Annotated in this window: 9 protein-coding genes; all 9 read right to left on the reverse strand. The window is 53.0% G+C overall.

Annotated elements, in window-relative coordinates; translation table 11 throughout:
- Positions 1-25: 25 nt before the first annotated feature.
- A complete protein-coding gene (locus tag ACJJIE_RS06135) occupies positions 26-3,436 on the reverse strand; it encodes an ABC transporter permease (RefSeq protein WP_444893939.1) in 3,411 nt (1,136 codons plus the stop codon).
- Positions 3,433-4,320 (reverse strand): ABC transporter ATP-binding protein, encoded by an 888-nt coding sequence (locus tag ACJJIE_RS06140; protein WP_444893940.1) that lies wholly within the window; start codon positions 4,318-4,320, stop codon positions 3,433-3,435. The genes ACJJIE_RS06135 and ACJJIE_RS06140 overlap by 4 nt, the downstream gene beginning before the upstream one ends.
- Positions 4,321-4,396: 76 nt before the next feature.
- On the reverse strand, positions 4,397-5,503 hold the full coding sequence (locus ACJJIE_RS06145; protein WP_444893941.1) for a Gfo/Idh/MocA family oxidoreductase: 1,107 nt from the start codon (positions 5,501-5,503) through the stop codon (positions 4,397-4,399).
- A complete protein-coding gene (locus tag ACJJIE_RS06150) occupies positions 5,493-7,766 on the reverse strand; it encodes a class I SAM-dependent methyltransferase (RefSeq protein WP_444893942.1) in 2,274 nt (757 codons plus the stop codon). Before ACJJIE_RS06150 ends, ACJJIE_RS06145 begins: the two co-directional genes overlap by 11 nt.
- A gap of 9 nt (positions 7,767-7,775) precedes the next feature.
- Positions 7,776-8,927, reverse strand: coding sequence for a class I SAM-dependent methyltransferase (locus ACJJIE_RS06155; protein ID WP_444893943.1), 1,152 nt, complete (start codon positions 8,925-8,927; stop codon positions 7,776-7,778).
- Entirely contained in the window at positions 8,924-10,024 is a 1,101-nt protein-coding gene (locus tag ACJJIE_RS06160; protein ID WP_444893944.1) for a saccharopine dehydrogenase NADP-binding domain-containing protein, read from the reverse strand. Before ACJJIE_RS06160 ends, ACJJIE_RS06155 begins: the two co-directional genes overlap by 4 nt.
- The gene (locus tag ACJJIE_RS06165; protein ID WP_444893945.1) at positions 10,021-11,775 is read right to left on the reverse strand and encodes an ABC transporter ATP-binding protein; all 1,755 of its coding nucleotides are present in this window, start codon (positions 11,773-11,775) and stop codon (positions 10,021-10,023) included. The genes ACJJIE_RS06160 and ACJJIE_RS06165 overlap by 4 nt, the downstream gene beginning before the upstream one ends.
- Positions 11,772-13,565 (reverse strand): ABC transporter ATP-binding protein, encoded by a 1,794-nt coding sequence (locus ACJJIE_RS06170; protein WP_444893946.1) that lies wholly within the window; start codon positions 13,563-13,565, stop codon positions 11,772-11,774. The genes ACJJIE_RS06165 and ACJJIE_RS06170 overlap by 4 nt, the downstream gene beginning before the upstream one ends.
- The gene (locus ACJJIE_RS06175) at positions 13,566-19,151 is read right to left on the reverse strand and encodes a non-ribosomal peptide synthetase (protein ID WP_444893947.1); all 5,586 of its coding nucleotides are present in this window, start codon (positions 19,149-19,151) and stop codon (positions 13,566-13,568) included.
- Between the last annotated feature and the right edge of the window lie 10 nt (positions 19,152-19,161).

Genomic DNA, 19,161 nt, shown 5'->3' on the forward strand with positions numbered 1-19,161 from the left:
AATTTCCTTTCTATTACTTAGGCTATTAATTGATATTCGATACTTCAGAACTCTCAGCCAGTAAATTCTGTGCAGGGTCCCGCTGATAGGAAGGCCAGATATCCAGCGCTAGAACTTTCTCCGAGGGCAGACGCTCAATCAGCGTTTTTCCATTGATGACCTCGGAATCCAACTCATTGATATCGGCTAGCAAACGGTAGCTGGCCGTTTGTGCGACCGGCTGCCATCCACCCTTCTCCCAGCGCCAACGCTGTCCGTCCAGGCGTATTTGACCGGACTCCAGGTACTCGACCGTTAGAGCTGATGAAAGAGGAGCCCCGAGCATATTTTGCGTCCGTGTCTCACCGACATAAGCGCTCAGTACATTTTCAATATTCTTCTGCTGCTTGATGTCATCGAGTAACGCGGACAGGGACTCAGGAGATTGCAGAAGCGTCCAGTCCAGTGCGGCCACCGGCGCATAGTAGCGAGTCCAACCGGAAATCGGTGCGGTGCTCAAGCGCTCAACGGGTACCTCACTGCCAGCCAAGTCTCTGGTCGTCTTATCGGAGTATCGAACCAGCACATCATCAAGCACTTCGATGCCATCGATTTCCGCTACACAAAGCAGGCCAATCGCTCCGGAAACTCCATCGCTGAGCCACGCGGAGCCGGCAATACGTCGTATGTCCGAACTTTCCAGTAAATGCTGGCGGGCCAAAGCTCGGGCGATATCGACCCGCCGCAGCCAACGCCCTGTACCTTCATCGGCAATATCCCAATGAGGCCCCTCGGACAATTGCAGCAAATTACCGCTGGCCCGTGTCTCTCCAAGTCCTCTTGGCCATTGGGCAATCCGTTTAATTTCGATATCAGTACCCAGCCGCTGGCTCACGCAGGCCTGCATCTGCCCAACGTCTTTAGCAATGGCAGAAACCATATTTGAGCGATCGGAATCATGGGAAACATCAAACCCATCGAATACCGCTAGTTTCGTATTGGGTGCCCATTGAATGGAGAAATCCAAGGGGCCATGAGTGCTCCCCTGCTCACTAAAGACATTTTTATCATCCCGTTGGATTTGGATCTGCCAGCGCCAGTCCCCCGATGGGGCCGCGCCCTCAAGGGTTGTGGCCAGTTGTGAAGCCGGCAGGCTGAACTCAGGGTTCAAGCCCAGCGCTTCACGTTCCGCTGACACACGCAAGATACGCTCGGGGTCAACACCGATACGCGGAACAATATCGCTCGCTTGTAACCAGACTCCACTGGCAGTTAGCCCTGAGGGCTCTCCCTCTGCGGACCACCCCGGCGCCGTCATTTGCCACAACAGTTTGATGTTACAACCCTGTTCAGAGCAGCCTGATATTGGCAGCGACATATGGTCGTAACGCTGATCCGGTGTGACTTCACGCCCGCCCACTAAGGCCTTAACCAATACAAATCCGTGGGGTAATTCAAACTGCAAGCCCTGCCCTTCGACATGAACTTTATGCAATAACCACTCACCTTCTACTGTTTGGTTATCCGGGTTGATATTGATATTCAATTCACCACCGGACACCTCAAACCCACTCGCTTTCGGCAGCCAATAAGATTCCCAGAGGGCATCTTCTTGTTTGAGTTGCTCTGGTGATTGATACCCGCCCTGCACTACCAGCCTATCTCCCAATACAGAACCGAGACCGAGAAGAAATAAAGCGGAACAAGCCACCAGGGCGCCCTGAGGGGCCATAAGACGTGAACGTATCAGGGCAAAACCCTGAGACATGCGGCTATCCAGTCCACGGGGAATCAAAAGAGCAGACAGGCCGATCATCAATATGGCAAGCGCAACTTTAAATCCATCCAAGGCCAATATATAACCGATCCAGGGTTCCCAACCACTGAGTGCTGACAGTTGAATATGAGCGGTGATACCCACTTCATAGGGCGGGTAATGCACCAGCTCCAGCTCATGATTGAGGACCAGAATAAAGGTCACAAACATTGACATGGAATAGGCAAAGCCCGCATGGCGGAACAGTGCATGCACCAAAAGCACCATCATCGACAACTCCAATAAAGGAGCTGTCACTATCAGCAATTGATAAGTGAACGCCTGTACGATATCGACAGATGCCGGAGAGGTGAGAAGCACAGCAATAATGCCCGATAGACCCGGCAACAGGGCCAACAGCACCGTCATGGCGAATACGGTAAGGGCAACGCCAAATAATCGTGTGTAGTCGGGCGCGGGGGTTGCAGACAGCATGTCGTCAAACCCAGGCACCTGATCCCTGCGGCACACCAAGCCAGTCAATGCGGCGATTACAAAAGCAATAACCAGGAAAATAACATCCTTGAGAAGCGGCAATAGCATTTCCAAGCGCGGTGCCATAGGCCCTTCAGCGTGCCAGATGATCTGGGTAAACGAGCTAGCCACCCCCATTATTACCAGGACCGCAACACCGACCCACCAAGCGCGACTACTCCATACGTGAAATAATCTCCAGCGGGCTTCCAGCATGAGTTGACGCAGGGAGCGGCCAACCGATGCGGTATCGGGCTTAGATGGAGAGAAATCTTTAACCTTGCGAGTGGCTGCCTTTTTAGCGGCCTTCGCCCGGGCAGGCTTGGCAGCCCCTTCCAGTACCAGTGTTTCCCTTCGCAAGTATTTCAGGCAAGCCGCCAAGGCAAGCAAAGGAACAAGACACCATAGAATTCGATTCAGTACCGAACCCAAAGTAAACGGCAATAGCGAGGTTGATTTTTGCAGAGGTGTCCAGGAAGTAACCTCCGTATAAACGAAAGTAAATAGCGAGGGGTCCATTACCGCAGCCAGCTGCGGATTAATATTGCCACCCCGAAGAACGATCACAGCAAACATCCACAACATCATTAAAGCCGCTGCGAGTCCAAAAGGACCGGCCAGGCTGCGAGTTCGCAACGTAGCGACAAAATACAGAGCGCCAATACCGATGCTCGCGGGAATCTGTAACCAGATCCATGCAAATCCAAGGGCTTTCCAGGGCGCTGGGCCAATCGCTGTTTCGGGAAGCAAGCCCATCCACACCAATACCGGCGAGACCAAAAACCCTACCAGCGCAGATGCACTTAAAATGGCTCCTATTACCGCAGCGCCAAGAAACCGCCCCCAAAGCATTACGCTCAGGGAATTCGGTGTTGTGTAAATGACTTCGTGCAAACTGGCTTTGCGATCGCGCAGAATCGGTTGTGAAAATACCCAGGCCCAGGCAAAAAACTGAAAGAACATACATCCCGCACCCATCAGGTAAATGAGTGACGGTGAGTTCCGGGGAATATCTGTGGCCCCCATTTTCTGCATATAGTCGGCATTGACCAAATTCAGAAGCAGGTAGATCACCAGCCCCCAGAAGGCCAAAGCCACGATGCCGCTGCTAAATCCGGCTCTTATCTCCAGCTTTGCCTCATGGGCAATAAGCGCCAGCTTGTTCATGCAGCCTCCCGCTGGTCTTTTACCTGCTCAATAGCCAGATGATAAATATCTTCCAGGCGAGGCGTGTGGGCAGTAAAACGAGAGTCTGCGGGTTTTTCCCCGTGTACGATTACCTGGGTACCATCGGGTCTGGCAATATTGTGCAGGGATGCGGGAAGTGATTCGCCACGGGGAATCAGTGCTTGCCACATCTTGTCTTTATGGGGCGCAGTCACTTCCGGGGCTGTCCCCTCAACGACAATGCGCCCTGAGGCCAATATGGCCAGGCGCTGGCACACGTTTTCGATATCTTCAACAATATGAGTAGAGAGCAATACAATGGCATCCGCTGCGACATCCGCCAAAACACAGTGAAAGCGATTGCGTTCAGCCGGGTCCAGGCCAGCGGTTGGCTCGTCAACGATGATCAGGCGCGGCTCGCCGATCAGTGCAATGGCAATACCAAAACGACGCAGCATACCGCCGGAATAGGTTGATACGGTTCGATCGGCTACATCGGCCAAATTGACCTGCTCCAATAGCCTATCCACTTCATGGCGCCTTGCACTTGTTTCGGTGAAGCCTTTGAGCCAGGCAAAACGCTCCAGCAATGACCGCGCTGCAATTCCAGGATAGGCGCCGATATGTTGCGGCAAATAGCCCAGTTTACTGCGCATAAAGTCCGGCTTTGCCAGCACATCCACACCATCCAGCATGATCCGACCACTGTCCGGGGTTTGCAGGGTAGCCAAGGTACGCATCAAACTACTTTTCCCGGCACCATTAGGCCCAAGTAATCCGTACATGCCGGGGCCAACTTCCAAGTTAACGCCGTTTAACGCCTTCACCCCATTTTTATATGTCTTAAAGAGCCCTTCGATGATCAACCCTGATTGATTTTGCATCTCTCCTCCTAACCCCGTTTTATAAGTAAAAATTCCGTAATCACTTTTTTTGTGCTGTTCGTGTTTTCTTAAAACTCTAGTCGCAAGCCTGGCCGACAATATCCGCGAGTGCCTGAACTGATACCGGCTCCGGCTCCCCTGGCTGGATCAAAGTCGGCATACCGATTCGGGCCGTTAAATCACTCCACGCCATTGAGACACTCAATGCCCATTGACCACTTTGCTTGCGCTTCTCGGGTTGTGCGATATCAGTACAAAGGGAGTGCAGAGCCTCAATAACCGCCTCCGGCCAAGTGAGGGCAAAAATATCGTGGTAACTACGCATTTCCGTATCGCCCAGGGTAACCATGCTGGGAACGGCCAGCCGCTCTGTACCCTCACCCTTTAAAATAAGCCGGCCGGTTTGGTCCCTGGGTGAATGCAACCTGGGATTCCAGAGCACGGGGCCGTGAGTATCAGTCAAAGTCAAAACCCCAGCCTCGCCACCTATAGCAAGCCGATGTAATAGCAGGGAATGATTATCAGGGTCCTGTGGATGAACCTGATTCTGAATACGCAAAGTCATGGGCACACCACCAAAGGTAGCCGACAGACTTTGAAAAGGATGGCCCTCTGGTTGCACCGGCTCGCTAAAAGACCAGGGGCGAAGCCCGCCCACTGCACGACCAATAACATCCAATAGCGGATAGGCCATCTGGCTGTTGCAAATAGCATCGATCATTTCCAGGCGCTGGTGCCGACGCAAGTATTCTGCCGCAGCCAGGAACTGCCTGGTGGGGCGCAAATTGGGGTAGAGGGTGTTAACGGCATAGGCCGAATTTCCCTGCTTTGCAGCTAACAGGTTGGCGGTAATTTCCTTGGTGTGGACCGGATGCTCCTGCAATACATGAATGCCCCGCTTGAGTAGCGATTGGGCCAATTCAGAACCCTCCCCCCCCGTTGCCCCTGAACGAACAACAACACAGACTATGTCGATGTCATCGGGAATTTGCTCTGCCTCGGTATAGAGCGGTACTCCATATTGCTCGGCACAGCTCCTGGAATAATCACTGCCACGAGCCAATAATCCTGAGAGTTCAAAATGTTCACGGCCGGGTAATCTGGAAGATGTCAGGGCTTCGAGATAAATACGACCAAAACCTGTCCCTGCAACGACAACCCGCTTGCGGTTATCAATTCCCATTTGACTCTCCTCGGTTTTCAGCCATGGACACGGCCCATTTCTCTAATTGGTCCTTATCTATCTGCCCCTCAAGAGTCAAAGGCAATTTGTCCAAAACTTCGATATAAATTTCTGACTTAAAGTGATCGAGATATTCGGCCAGGCAATCTGCTGACAGTCGCATTTGATGTTGCTTGGCTCTACAGGCAAAGAAGCGGTGCCCCTGCCTGGACAAAGGGTGTTCGGAGACAGGCAAATCCATGACCAGCTGTAAGCCGGCGGCATCCATGGCGTTGTGCCACTGGGAAAGTGACAGGAAGGTTGCACCGGTATCTGTGCGCTCATCGACGGCATCCACCAACATAAACGCCTGTGATGCCATTACCCAAAACTCCTCACTGGTTGGCTCCGTCATAATGAACCAACCACCAGGGCGCAATAACTCGGCTGCCCTGCGCAATGATGCATCTGTGTCGCGGGCGGCGTTAAAAACACCGCCGGCAATAATTACATCAAAGCTATTGGGGGAAAATCCCTGGCTGCGCGGTGAACGATCAATATCAAACAATCCACGGTGCAACCAGGGGCGCCGCTCCTGATCCCCATATTTTGCGAAAAAGCTGTCGAGAAAAGCCGCAGAGATATCCGTAAACTGGTATTCAAAGTTGATATGGCCACTGACACCATCCAACACTGGCAGTAGAGCCTGGGTAGTCGACCCAGTGCCAGCGCCAACTTCCAATATTTTCAGAGTCTGTTGCTGCCCTTCCCAGTTATTTAAGATGGACTTCAATAAAGCTCTTACTGAATGCTGCTGGTACCTGGCCGCTATACCCTCCCGGTAAAGCGCACTCGCTAACTCCGTGCTTCCACGAGGGAACAACAGATGCACAGCCTGAACCTTACCCCGAATCAGATCCGGTAATTGTTCCGCGTTAGCGCGGGCGTAATCGATCGTTTTACTGGCTCCAGACAGTATCCGCCATTCCTGTTCCAGCTGAGTCCATGCCAGAGCCAGGGCAGCATCACTGTAGCTGTCTGGATCTACCTTTGGCGACCAATACTCGCCATCAGTACGAAGTAACTGCTGCTCCTGCAAAACCTTGATCCAGCGCTTGATCAAAGCTCGGTGCTGCTGAGCCACCGGAGGGGGTTCAAGTATTTCCGCTAAGCTGTGTACTGAATGTCGATCGCAAAACAATCCCAGGTGGCTGAAAGCATTCAGCATGGATAGCAAAGCAGTAGCGTTAAGTTGTTCCGTAATCTTTACCGCATATTCCAAATCAATATGGGCAAATTCCGCATCCAGCTCGGTATTAATTCGCTCGAACAACCCTGCCATATCAAGGTTACTGGCCTCTGCCCGCATTTTGGGCTGCGCAAAGACTGCCCAGCGATTCTCTCCAGCAAGGGGAATTGTCACGGAGCTGGCAACCGCAGGGTGTTTCGCAACACTTTCAACAAGAGTCGCAAGCTTTTGGGTCTGAGCTTGCTGGGCCTTTGCAACAGGTTCTATACCTTTATCGGTACAGACCCAACCGGAAATATCTTTTGCCAATAAGCGTTGAATATCCCGCAACAGAGATTGTGATAGCAAGACATCGGTTTCGTACAAAAGGCATTGCAGGCTTTTGAGATTGGTCAAGGCCAATGCCGGGTGTGCGACCAAGCCTTTTAGCAAAGTTGACGTCAATACCGCACCGGAAAACCCTGAACGCTCCAGAGCCACCAGCGCTTTAGCTGGGTTGATAGCGGGGTCCTGCAATCGCACAGGCAGCCCACAACTCCATGCTGCGAAAATACCAAAGCGAGCAAATTCATTGAACGGAGAAAATACGGCGACCTTTCCCTGAATAGGCCCCAAAGCTTCTTGCTGCGCTTCGAGTAAGGTCAGGTTTGTCTCCACGGAGGTGTTTTCTGCCAGCAATACCGAAAACTCACCTCGATGGCCTTCTAACGCATTCGGGATTTGTACCTCTAAGGTCAAGCAATCCTTCTCTGGGTTCGCCTCAGGCACAAGTTCAAACCCGATACCCAGCCTTAGTGCCACCAAGTTCATCAGCAGAGGCAACCCATTCCCAGAATTATCAGCTTGCCAGAGTAGTGTTTTGCCTCGCTGTGAGCCCTGTTCTGCAAGCTGCTCACTGAGCTTTGCAACCACGGAACCAGTCCAAGTCAGCACCTGACTGCCACTCCAGTCACAGCCTTCAACTGATAATGCGGGATCTTCACCCAACTGTTCCAAACCACTTAAAATATTTGCTGCTATTGCTTCAATTTTCATCACAGTCCCTTAAACCGCCCTTGCAACAAATAAGGTTTGGCCGGCTACTGATAGCGGCGATGTCGAGGGTGCCAGGAAGTACTTAATCTCAAAGCCAGCGCTAACCAGCTCTTCCTGCCAGGCTGCGCTATCGATAAATACCTGATCCGAGCCCCCTCGCCGATCTTCACTGCCCAAAAGAGTCCCGGATTCAGCAGGGGAAAGCAGAAACTGCATAGCCGTTAACATGGCGTGGTTATCCCGAGTGGATTCGCTAAACAACAGCCAGCCACCGGTGACCAGAGAACGACGAATACGCTGCAGGGTTTGGCCAATATGAGCGGCGTTGTGCAAAACATTGCCAGCCACAACAATGTCGGTGCTAGCTGCTGGGATTGACTGCGCAGTGAAATCCGCATTGATATCGAGCAGGCTGCAACGCAAACCGATGTGATTGCGAAATTTTTTCTGTGCCGCAGTGGTAAATACTGGCGATACATCGGTAAAGCGATAATTAACCGGCCTTCCGGCTAAAGTATCTAAAATTGCCGAAGTGGTTAGGCCTGCACCTCCCCCCAATTCAAGCACTCTCAGCATAGGCCCTGGCTTGACGGCCTGTTTTACGATGTACGCTGCGGCATAATTGAGATACGTCGTAAACCAGTTGTTCTGGTAGGCGGCCAGTGCCGTTAGTATTTCTCCATTCTCGAACAGCAATTGATTAATGGAGACTTGATCCCGCACCAGTTCAGACAAATGCGTCAGGAGCTTTTGATGTGACTCGGCCATTTCAGGGGGGAATCCCAGCGCACCGTAGGCCTCCGGTAATTTATCTGCTCCGACTGCACTCTCAGGAATTTGCTCCCAGGAGTAGTTGCCATTACTGAGCCTCAAAAACTCTCGTTCAACCAAGGCCACCAGCCAGCGGCGAATTAACCAATGGTGTCGGCAGGCGGTACCTAGCGTATTAATAATTTCCTCACTGCCGCGCCCAACACTCTCTGGAGTCAGCACTCCGCTGGAGGAAAATAACTCCATAATCGCCCGCAGGCTGATAAACTCAAGCCTCTGCATTGCAGCCGGCAGTTTTGCCAAACCACTGTCTGTAGCAAGCTCAGCGGGTAAAGCTGCCAGCCCAGCCTCATGGGTGATATCGGCGGGTGGAGGTGTTAGGTTTTTCAAATGGCTCCCTCCTCAAGGCACACCATATCTTCAATACTTGTTTCCAGGGTGGTTAAAAAACTCAATGCCCCAATCTTCGACATGCGTTCCATCGCCAATGCCGGCGGCAATACTTGGGCGCAGTAATGACAACCCGGTGGGATTTCATCGCGAAGTACAGCCATAGTGGTGACTGCGGCTACCGCTGCTGTTAGATCTGCATTGCCAGTGCCCCGCAACGCGGCTGTGCGCGTGCGCTCTTGCTTGTTGTATTTACCGGTAAGTTGCAAAAGCATCAGCACATAGGGATCGCGCCCCGCCAGATCCAATTCACTGGCCCGACACAGGGCTGCACGCGCTTCATCGCGGCTAAAACCATGGGCAGTATTAAAGGCGGATAAAATATAAGAGCCGCTAACCGCGTTATACCAATCACCATCAGAGAGGGATAAATCCTGAGCCAGGAGCTCGCCCTCGCTATTTAAATACGGAAGCACAGTGGTAGATGCAGGAAAAAAGGGCAGCTCGACATCGGAACGGCGTTTCAATATTCCACTCACCCGGCGTCCATTGCGCCAGGCTGCCAAGGGTTTATTGTGCTGTTCATTGGCACCTTGCAAATAATCATCGGCGGCGACATCGGTAAATCGATCGCGCAAGCCGAAATAGCTGATCAGGCTCTCTACCTGTGAAAACTCCTGCTCTGCCAGCCAGCGTGGTAGCAGACTACTGAGCCCCGGCTGTAATCCAGCAGATAAAACTGCGGTCAGACCATAGCTCTGGTAATAGGATCCATCGAGTTGCTCATAGAGGGCTTCATCGCCAGCAACATCGATATAGGCTGCTCCCACTTGTGCCGCAGCTTTGGCAACCCTGTCGCCAATTAAATGTGAAGGTCCTGCACAATTGATCAGAACCTCACAGCCAGATACAAACTGATCCAGTGAGGCTGCATCCAGGTAGTCCACCGTCTGATAAGAAATTACCGAATCACTGGATAGCGGCTGTTTATGTGCATTGCGACCACCAATACGCATAGCACCCAACTCGAGGGACTGTAAATAACCGGTAACCGCTGCGCCCACATCGCCATAACCACCTAAAATCGCAATTGTCATAGGCTTACCTCCGTATCGGACTCAACCAAACGCCAGCCAGTAGCACGGCTGCGCTGGTGCCAAAAATGTGCATACAGCCCCTGCTGTGATAACAACTTGCGGTGATTGCCAACTTCAGCCACCGCACCTTCTTCAAGTACGATTATTTGATCCGCGTTCATAATGGTGGATAATTGATGGGCGATCACAATGACAGTGGACCCTTGTTTTAATTGCTGCAGGGAACTGTTCAGGTACTTTTCATTGCGCGGATCGAGTGCTGCTGTTGCTTCATCCAACACAACAATAGGTGCAGCTTTTAATAGGGCACGGGCGATAGAAACCCGCTGGCGTTCGCCACCAGAAAGTGCAGCGCCCCCCTCACCTACCTGCGTCTGCCATCCCTGGGGCAAACGCTCGATAATCTCATCCACGCCAGCCAGTTTCGCCACACGTTCCAGTTCTTCCTGACTGGCTTCGGGACAGCTCAAGCGAATATTCGCTTCCAGGGTGTCGCTGAACAGATACACATCCTGCATAACGATAGAGATCTGCCGCATCAGGTCTTCTGTGCGCAGTTGCCGCACATCCACCCCGCCCACTTTTACCTGGCCCTGGTCGGTATCAAAAAAACGCAATAACAAACGGGTGATGGTGGTTTTACCCGAGCCTGATGCACCGACTATCGCTGTAGTGGTACCCGGAGAAACCCTAAAGGAAAGATCCTTCAATACCGGTTGCCCCGACTCGTAGCTAAAATTCACATTTGAAAATTCAACCAACCCACCCTGCTCGGTAAAAGGCTGAGATCTGGATGGCTCAGGTAGCGACTGCTCAAAAAAGATAGCGGCCAGTCTGTGCAAATCATTACCGGCCATGCGCAGCAGACCACTGCGCCCGGCGAGTTCCGCCAGAGGACCGGTAAATCGGGCCGCTAAAGCTAGCAAAGCCACCAATTCAATAGGGGGAAGTTGTTGATTGAGCGTGAGCCAAACACCCACGGCAATCACTGCGGCAAAGGCGAGTTGCACCATAAATCCACCGGCAAACAAGCGGGGGAAGGTCTGCTGCAACATGGAACCCGCCGCTCTGCTTTGCCCGGCAATCGCCTCTTCCAGTGGGAGATAACCACTGACGTTTTTACCAAATGCCCTCATTACCGCCTGGTTGCGCGCAAACTCCACTACCCGGTTGCTGGCGCGAGCACCAGCAGCATCCACTTCCGTTTCCATGGCGCCGATCCACTGGGAGGACCAACGATGGCCGACATAAATCAAGGGCACAAACAACAAAGCGGTCAGCCCCAGTCGCCAGTCAAACCACAACATTGCCACCCCCACTGTCAGCGGAGTGACAACACCGCTGACAACAGGGGGCAACAGGTGGGCAAAAACGTTAGTCACCATCAAGGTGCCCCCGGTTGCGCTGCGGGACAAACGACCGACTTTTTCTGCACTGAACCAACCGAGGGGAAGTTGAGAGAGGTGTTCACCCAAGCGATTGTGCAGGGTTTTCAATACCAGGATGGCCAGTGCAGCCCCTTTTACGGTTTGCTGGTAACGGGCAATACAAGCAATCACAACTACCGATAACAGGGAAAGCAACCAATACCCAACCGCCTCCATCTCAGATGCCAACAGTGCGCTGAGCAGAGGTACCAGAAGCGTCACCGCGATTCCCTGCAACACGCCATAGGCGAGAAGCCATACTGTATAAGTGCCAACTTCACGGCGATGCGCGGGTCCGAGAATGGCAAGCAAACTACGAATCATGATGAGACCCCGCTAATAACCTGAGCCCCACCATTCATTGCTTCTTCGTTTTGTTCAGCACTGTTGTACAAACGCCATAGTTCCGCGTAGTGCTTGCTCTCAGCCAACAGTTGTCGGTGACTTCCGCATTCAACCAAGCGGCCGCCGTCCAGGACCGCAATCTGATCGACTTCGGTGATGGTGTGCAGCTTATGGGCAATCACCAGTACCGTGCGATTGCGCACCAGGCAGGACAATGCCTGCTGAATTTGGGCTTCGGATTCCGGATCGGCGTGAGCTGTGGCCTCATCCAAAATCAACACAGGGGCATCTGCTAAAAGCGTCCGCGCGATACTTAAACGCTGCGCTTCTCCACCAGAAAAAAAGGCATCCTTGCCAATAACCGCCTGGTAACCTTGGGGGAAACTTAAAATTTTTTCATGGATGCAGGCACTGCGCGCTGCATCTACCAACTCCTGGTCACTGGCATCCGGGCGCCCAAGGCGCAGGTTATCTGCCACAGTGCCACCCAATAGCTGGGTCTCTTGAAGTACAAAGCCAACATGTCGATATAAATTGTCCGGATCTATATCACGGACATCGACGTCTCCCAGAAGCACAGCACCTTGGGCCACGTCATAAAAACGGGGAACTAGTTTGGCCAGGGTGGATTTCCCGGCACCGGAGCTCCCCACCAAAGCTGTGATCGAGCCGGGGTGACAGCGCAAAGTAATATCGCTTAATACCTGCCGATCCCGGGTATAGGCAAAACTGACCTGCTTAAAGAGCAGCCCTGTATCTTTGGGCTCTTTGGGTTCCGAGGTACTAGCCAGGGGTGCAACCTTCAGTAATTGATCTATTCTGGCTGCGGCGGCTTTGGCTTTTTGCTGGGCGGTTAATCCCTGGCTCAAAGTCAGCATGGTCTGAGGAATCATTACCGCGATCAATGTGGTTGCGAGAACATCGATTGGCTGAATGCCTGTATTCACTACCAGCCAGGCGCCCCCCCCCAGACTCACCAACATAATGACTGGCACCGACAGGGCCAGAGAGGTGACTGCCTCCAGACGCACAAGCGGTGTAACCCAGCTTGTATAACGGCGACTGAAATCCTCGACGGCCTGTTGGTAATTTCTGTGGGCGCGACCGGTTTGCGAGAAAACCTTGACCACCGCAATGCCGTGGACAAATTCAACAATCGCAGCACTGACCCGGCCAAAGTCCTTATCCAGCTGCTGCATTTTTTCCCCGAAACCACGCATCATCCAGGCGTAGGACACCAGGTAAATTGGCAGGGTAACTACCGCTAACAGGGCCAAGCGCCAGTCGAGCCAGAATAAGTAGCCCAAGCCCGCCAGCGGCAGTGCAAACGCAGCGGCCAACTCCACCTGATGATGCGCAACCATATGGTGAAGATCATCGAGATCGTCTTGTACTGCCTTACGGACCGCACCGGAAGTGTGCTCGCTGTACCAACCCAGAGGGACCTGTCCCAATTTCCGCACCAGGGCACGTCGCAGTTCCGCCTGCATACGCTGGTCGGCAATATGGGTTAACCACAAACCGATTACGGTGCAAATCCAGCCCATCGCCAGCCCGGCAACTATCGCCAACACAACAGGAATAATCGCCTCGGCAATATCACTGATATCCGGCGCAAGGAACAGGCGAGCCAACTCAACGATACCAATAAAAGGGATCAGCGAAGTGAGTGCACCACAAGCACCGAGCGCCACCCCCAGCCACACGAGGCCACGAAATGGACGCATCAGTTCCCGCAGGTCAGACTTTGGCAAAATTTGCTCAGCCATCTATTTACCCGCTTTACTGCGCTGTAATGGTTTTGCCAAATGCTCGACGACGGTGGCAACCTGCGGCGGTTCCATAACGCTAAAGTGATTGCCCGGCACATCGATTAATTCAAAATCACCCAGACAAACTTCCTGCCAATAAGGCGCAGCCATATGCCCTACGCCGGCGGTGACACCGAAGGATTGCTCTTCCTGGCAGCGCAAGTAGGTCATATCGCCAATATAGGGAGGAAGGTCAAAACAGGCGGCGCGCATACTGTGTCGGCACACCCGGAAAAGCCCCGGTATCATCGCGGCTTCGACCGGCACACCCGCTTGGGCAGAGGCCATTTCGGTATAACTGGCCAGGCGCTGTTCCTGGGTGAGTTCAGAGCGTTGTCGCACGGCTTCGGCTACCGCTTCCAGCCCCGCATCACCATTGAGTTCTGCCATCACACCGGCGGGAACACGACCGTTGTGTTTCTGCATTAAGGTCTCGATCGCGCGGGAAATGTCTTCGCTCTCGATATGCTCACCAAATACCGCTTTTACCGGATCGAGATTTAGGTTGGGGGCAAAAATCGCTTCGAAAGCCAGCTCTTCATCGGTATCGACAAACATTGGGATACTGTCGATCAGGCTCAGGTCAATCACATCGACCCCGCGCTCCAGCAATCTCCGCGAAACTTCCGTCGCCAGCAGACCACCCAGGCAGTAACCAATTAACTGGCAGCGCTGGTAGCCCTCGTCAATTATTCGCTGGGCGTAATCGTCGGCGGTGCGCTCGATTAATTCTTTTGCATCAATCGACAAATACTCTTCCGTATTCGCTACCGCAATCCCAAATACTGGACCCAGATCTTGAGCCGCAAGCGCTTTGCCCAAGTGCTGGAAATAATCCAGGGTACCCAGGGCTGCATGGAACATAATCCGTACCGGCGCCCCTTCTTTAGATGCCCCTTTACCCTCGCCTATATGACTGAAAGGAACCATCAAGGAATTGCTGCCCTCTCGGGTAGTGGCAACCAAAGTGTCGCTCTCAGTATCTTCCTGCCCCTCGGCAACAGCATCCGGCTCAACTCTCAGGGCTCTGGCCAATGCAGCAACCGTTGGTCCGTTGAGCATGTGGCGCAACAAGGCGTCGTAAGTGAAAGGTTTCGCTTCCGGAATTTCTTCCAGCAATCGCCCTGCAACCCGCGCCATAATCAGCGAGTCACCACCGAGATCAAAAAAGCTATCCTGGCGGCCGACATTATCGAGACCCAATGCATTCGCCCAGAGTTTGCACAGAGCGGTTTCCAGTGGGTCCATTTGCTCTGAGTTCCCAATCTCTTGCGTATCCCCCGTCACTGGGCGCCAACCAGCCAGCTTTTTGCGATCGATCTTGCCATTGGCGGTGAGCGGTAGCTGGTCGAGAACTTGCAAATGTGCGGGCACCATATGTGCGGGCAACCGATTCGCTAAAAAGTCCCGCAGTGTCCTGGCACTCAAATCCTGTCTGTCAGTTTTCATCTGCGCGGCCAGTAGATTCATGCCGAAGGCAGACAAAGGATGGTCATCTTCAGGCAGAGAAAGAATCTGTCCGGCTCCATTGGCTTTCAACAGCGACTGCCATTTCCCGATAGAAAGGAACTTGGTCGCACCACAAGCGCGATCATCACCCGCCGGGTCCATCATAAAGCCCTGGGTGAGTAAGATATGGGCGTGATCCACCGTTGGCTCAGTCAGGATTAACCAGCCTCCGGGTGCCAGTAACTCCACAACACTGGCAATAGCCGCCTCTGGATCTCGGGTGCTGTTGAGCATACCTGCACATAAAATGACATCTGCGCTATTAGGAGCCAAACCCTGGGCGCGATAGTCGGTATTGAGATCCATTAATCCAAAGCGCACCCAAGGCCACTCTTTAAATTGGCGGCGAGCCTCAGTCAGGAAAAATGCAGTCATGTCAGTGAATAGATAATCGACGTCATATCCATCCAACATAGGAATAACAGAAGCGCTGGTAGCCCCTGTGCCCGCACCCAGCTCAAGAACCCTTAACCCTCTATCGCTCTGGGCGGCAATACGGTTAATTAATGCGGCAGCGGCGGCATTGTTATAGCGGGCGATAAGATCATCTCGATAGAGAGCCAAAGCCACTTGCTGGTCGCCCTGGGGGAACAACAACTCAAATGGGTTTTGTTGATTCGCTAATAACTGCGGTAATAACTCGATATGATCCCGGTGATATTGCAGGAATTCCCGATTACAAAAGCCGCTTTCAATCCCCTGCTCAACTCGCTTCCACACAGCATCAACTGCGGAAGCATCAACTTCTTGGGTTTGCGTGTATTTTTCCTCAGTACTGGAGCTGGCAGTGGATAAGCTGAGCAGCTTTGCGTTAACGAGAAGGTCCAACCAACGACGCACTAACCAGTGATGCTTTTCATGTACTTTGGCTAAGGAGAGAACTTCTTCTGAACTATATCCCTGCCCACAATTTGTAAACGCCCCTAATTCCACCAGACCGTGAAGCATCGATAACAGGGATGCATTTTCAAGTGCCTGCACATAATCGCCGACACTGACAGCTTCTGGCTCACCAGCCTGATAGTCCGCAAACTGACGCACTGAATTCACCAGCTCAGGATCAATAGTCGCCGGTTCTGCATCATCTAAGCGACGGCTTTCCACAAAACCCAACAGATTTAAATCCGCTCGCGAGTCTCCCTCTTTCTTTTCAATCACCGTCGCCGCTGTTGACACTGCGGGGTGGGCCAGCAATGCAGACTCCACTTCTCCCAGCTCAATACGGTGTCCGCGAATTTTTACCTGTCCGTCTTCACGGCCCAGGAATTCGAGTTCACCACCGGGTAAATAGCGGCCCAAGTCACCAGTGCGGTAAAGGCGCTGGCCATCCGTCGGGTGATAGAAGAATTTCTGTTCAGAGAGGGCCGCATCACCGAGGTAACCATCGGCCAATCCGAGGCCAGTAATCATCAGCTCACCCGCTACCCACACAGGGGCATCGCGCAATTGGCTATCCAATACCCTGAAGCCCTGGTTCGTCAGCGGCACGCCATAGGGAATACTGGTCCAAGCAGAGTCGACCCGATCAATACGGTGATAATTGGACCAAATCGCAGCTTCTGTAGCCCCACCCATACCGATCAGGTCGAGTGCTGGCACATGGCGCCGGATATGTTCCGGTAAAGTAACCGGAATCCAGTCTCCCGACAGCATTGCCAATCGCCAATCAGACAATGGACGAGGCTCTGTATCCAAATAGGTAGCCAGCATTTGTAACTGCGCAGGAACAGAGTTCCACAATGTCACCCGGTGCTCATCCATGACCTCCGCCCAGTGCGAAGGGTCTGCGCCACGGGCCGGATCGGTCAATACCAAAGTCGCACCCACTGCCAAGGGGCCGAAAATATCGTAGACCGACAAATCAAAACTGAGTTGAGCCAAACCCAAGATACGATCGCTCGGGCCCACCTCGAAACGGCGATTAATATCCAGCACCGTATTCAAAGCGGCCCGATGATTAATCATCACTCCTTTGGGATCGCCGGTAGAACCGGACGTATAGATAACGTAAGCGAGCTGCTCCGGGTCACCGTTGCTGGCCAGCGGAATTTCAGTTTCAGGAGCCAGGGTATCGACACTGATCACCTGCACTTCTGATGGCCACTGAACTTGGCTGGCGAGGTCACTGAGAGTCAGGACCTGTTCCGCCTCTGCACTGAGCAATAATTTATTGAGCCGTATTTCCGGTTGTGCCGCATCCAGTGGCAAATAGATACCACCGGCCAGGAGCACACCAAGAGTCGCCGCTATTTGCTCTCGCCCTTTCGGCATTGCAATAGCGACACGGCTACCCAGCTGGAAACCTTCTTTAGCCAGAGCTTTGGCGATGCCCGCCGCTTTTTTTGCCAGGTCGCCATAACTCACACTGCCATTGCAATCAATAATGGCGATAGCTTCCGGCGTCGCCGCTGCCTGTACAAATACGCCCTGATGCAATAACGCTGAAGGAACAGGTCCATCGGTTTGATTAACCTGATGTCTCTCCTGTTGCTGCCACTCGGGTAAAGAAACCGGAGACGTACTCAGCCATTGCCCATCGCCACTCGTGGAAAGCTCATTCAACAAGCCGGTAAATGCCGCGAACATATCTTCCACCAGGCCCGATGGAAAAACGCCCTGGCGCACATCCCAGTTGATTTCCAGACCATCGGCGTCATCTCTCACTTGGCAGTCCAAGGTGACTTGCGGTGTCTGGGTAATTCCTCTGCCAGACTCTCTACCGCTGGCAGGTTTTTCTGTATCTCCCAGGCCAATAGCACTGGTAAATACCACCGGCATCAATGCGGCCTCCGGTCCTCGTGCACGGGATAGCTCCCGCAGTAATTCCACGCCGGAGAACAAGCGGTGATCAATATCATTGAACAGCTGCTCGCCGATACTGGCCGCCCAATCGCGAAAGGACTTTCCTGTGGAATCATCAATCGCCAGTACACTGACCGAAGTAAAGTCCCCGATCAGCTGATTGACCTGAGGGTGTAAGGGCAATCGATTTAATAATGTAAGACTCAGGCTGAAGCGTGGCTGACGACTCCAACGCTGCAATACCCCGGCGTAGGCAGCCAGTACGGCAACTGATGCGGTCAGTCCAGCAGCACCGGCTCGCTGCTTCAGTTTCTGCCAATGGGTAATATCCAAGCGGTAGTGATGGCGATTAAAGCGCACAGATTCCGCTTCTGAGGCTGGCGGCAATACCGGTAGCTCAGGTGCTGCCGGCAGTTGATCGAGGCGGTCCAACCAATAGCGGCGATCGTTTTGGTAACCCTGGCTGTCCAGTAGACTCCGTTCGGCCAGTAGGTAATCGCGAAAATCGATTTCCAGTGCAGGTAGGGACGCACCGGGATTCGCTAGCAGAACATCAAGCTCGCTAAACAATATGCCCGCACTGGCCCAGTCTGCGATCAGTGCATCCATAGAGAAATGTACGATATGTCCTTTATCCGTGCGGGTATGGCGCAGCTCGAACATCGGCCACTCACCAATGGTGTACACACGGTGGTCCAATTCATCTCTCACCGATTTAAGGGCGAGCTCCAAGGCTTCCTCATCCATGCCGGTGAGGTCCTGACTGATCATCTGGTAGTGCGGCACTTCCTGGAGAACCCGCTGATATCCCTCCTGCTCAATAACCGCCCTCAACATAGGGTGACGCTCAATCAGCTGGTTCCAGGCTTCCTGCAAACCTTTTGGGTTTAATCCGGGATATTCCAGCTCCAGGTAGCCGTGACAGGCAACGCCACCATAGCCAAATGCATTTTGCCGCCCCAACAGGTAGGCAGTCTGTACATCGGTTAAAGGGAAAGGCTCATGCCGATTTTCTGTGTCGGTCTCGACCACCACTCCCAAACCAGAATCATTGCCAGCGCCTGATTGAGCAGCGTTTAATATTTCAATAATTTGTAACTTATGCTCCCGTAACCCTTGCTTGTGCTGCTCGGTCAGCAGGCCTTTGGCTGCGCGGAAACGCAATTGTTCAGACTCGGTCCAAAGTTCAACCCCAAGCCCTTGTAGTTCGTCGATCAGTTCCATAGCCGTCATGGGGTTAAAA

It is taken from the genome of Microbulbifer maximicatervae (SeqCode) (genome assembly GCF_052467325.1).

What these genes read in the sequence shown, in the direction of transcription:
- ACJJIE_RS06160 (WP_444893944.1), bottom strand. Translation starts at nt 10,024, where the DNA reads ATGACAATTGCGATTTTAGGTGGTTATGGCGATGTGGGCGCAGCGGTT.
- ACJJIE_RS06165 (WP_444893945.1), bottom strand. Translation starts at nt 11,775, where the DNA reads ATGATTCGTAGTTTGCTTGCCATTCTCGGACCCGCGCATCGCCGTGAA.
- ACJJIE_RS06175 (WP_444893947.1), bottom strand. Translation starts at nt 19,151, where the DNA reads ATGACGGCTATGGAACTGATCGACGAACTACAAGGGCTTGGGGTTGAA.
- ACJJIE_RS06150 (WP_444893942.1), bottom strand. Translation starts at nt 7,766, where the DNA reads ATGAAAATTGAAGCAATAGCAGCAAATATTTTAAGTGGTTTGGAACAG.
- ACJJIE_RS06145 (WP_444893941.1), bottom strand. Translation starts at nt 5,503, where the DNA reads ATGGGAATTGATAACCGCAAGCGGGTTGTCGTTGCAGGGACAGGTTTT.
- ACJJIE_RS06140 (WP_444893940.1), bottom strand. Translation starts at nt 4,320, where the DNA reads ATGCAAAATCAATCAGGGTTGATCATCGAAGGGCTCTTTAAGACATAT.
- ACJJIE_RS06135 (WP_444893939.1), bottom strand. Translation starts at nt 3,436, where the DNA reads ATGAACAAGCTGGCGCTTATTGCCCATGAGGCAAAGCTGGAGATAAGA.
- ACJJIE_RS06170 (WP_444893946.1), bottom strand. Translation starts at nt 13,565, where the DNA reads ATGGCTGAGCAAATTTTGCCAAAGTCTGACCTGCGGGAACTGATGCGT.